General features: G+C 66.3%; 1 pseudogene. It reads right to left on the bottom strand.

Annotation, left to right across the window (positions count from 1 at the left end):
* Positions 1-1,240: pseudogene (locus tag BQ9890_RS14350) on the bottom strand (ISL3 family transposase); the annotation flags it as partial.
* Between the last annotated feature and the right edge of the window lie 111 nt (positions 1,241-1,351).

Genomic DNA, 1,351 nt, shown 5'->3' on the forward strand with positions numbered 1-1,351 from the left:
CAGGTTGCGGAATCCGAGGGCCGTGCCGCGTAGGTGTTCGAGGCGGCCATTGATGGCTTCGGTGGGGCCGTTGGAGGTGCCGGGTCTTTCGAAGTAGGCCAGGATGTCCGCGGCCCGGTTCTTCAGGGTTCTACCTACTCGTCGGATCTCGACCAGGGACGCTGGGACGCCCTGGGCGACCCGGTCGATGAGCTGGGCCATCAGCTGCTTGCCTTGGCGGTGGTCGGGGTGCCGGTAGGCCTCGATGGTGTCTTGGTAGACGTGCCAGGTCGCCTCGACGGCGACGTGGATGTCACCAGCGAACAGGTCGGTGATGCGGGTGCGTTGCTTGTCGGTGAGCAGGTCCGCACCGGTGTGCAAGGTCCGCCGGGCGCGATACAACGGGTCGGTTGATCGGCCGCGGTGGCCGTGGAGCTCTTGCTGGACCCGGCGCCGACACTGATCCAGACTGTCACCGACTAACCTCACGACATGGAACGGGTCCATGACCGCGACCGCGTCGGGGAGCTCCTCGGCAGCAGCGGTCTTGAAGCCAGCGAAACCGTCCATCGCGACCACCTCGACCCCATCGCGGAAGGCCTGGGGACGTTCGTTCAGCCAGGTCTTGAAGACCTGCTTGGAACGTCCCTCGACCATGTCGAGCAGGCGTGATGGCCCTGTGCCGTCGCGGATCGGGGTCAGGTCGATGATCACGGTCACGTACTTGTCACCCTTGCGGGTGTGACGCCATACATGTTCGTCGACCCCTATGACCTTGACCCCGTCAAACCGGCGGGGGTCCTCGATCAGGACCCGTTTGCCTTCGGCCAGGATCGCGTCGTTCGCGGTGTTCCACGCCACGTCAAGGCTCTGCGCGAGACGGGCCACGGACAGGTGCTGGACCACGATGCCTTCCAACGCCCACCGCAACGCACGCCGGGTGAGCTTCGCCCGCGGCTCGGCCGCAGCGCTGGTGTCCTGACGCCACACATGCCCGCACCCGGTGCACCGGTAGCGGCGCACGGTGACCTCAAGAGTGGTCGGTCGCCATCCGAGTGGCTCGTGGGCCAAGCGGCGGACCACCGTGTCACGGACCTTGCCCTCGCACCCGCACTGCCGGCACCACTGGTCCTCGGCCACGACCCCGACACCGCAGCACCGCACGAGACCGCTCCAAACGCTGGCCCACAGCCACCAGACCGAGCGAGTCAAGACCACAGAACGTCGTCAGATCAGGGGCAGCGAAGGTAGCGTTGGACACGTCGAGGTCTTTCGGATGGGCGGCGTAGGAACCTCCATCATCGGAAGACCTCGACCCCTATCCCCGCAACGACGCGCCCACCAGCCCCACACCCCCAATTGTGAAGAGCCG

Origin of the sequence: Actinomyces provencensis, assembly GCF_900155435.1 — a bacterium.
In the GTDB taxonomy this organism is placed as follows: domain Bacteria; phylum Actinomycetota; class Actinomycetes; order Actinomycetales; family Actinomycetaceae; genus Pauljensenia; species Pauljensenia provencensis.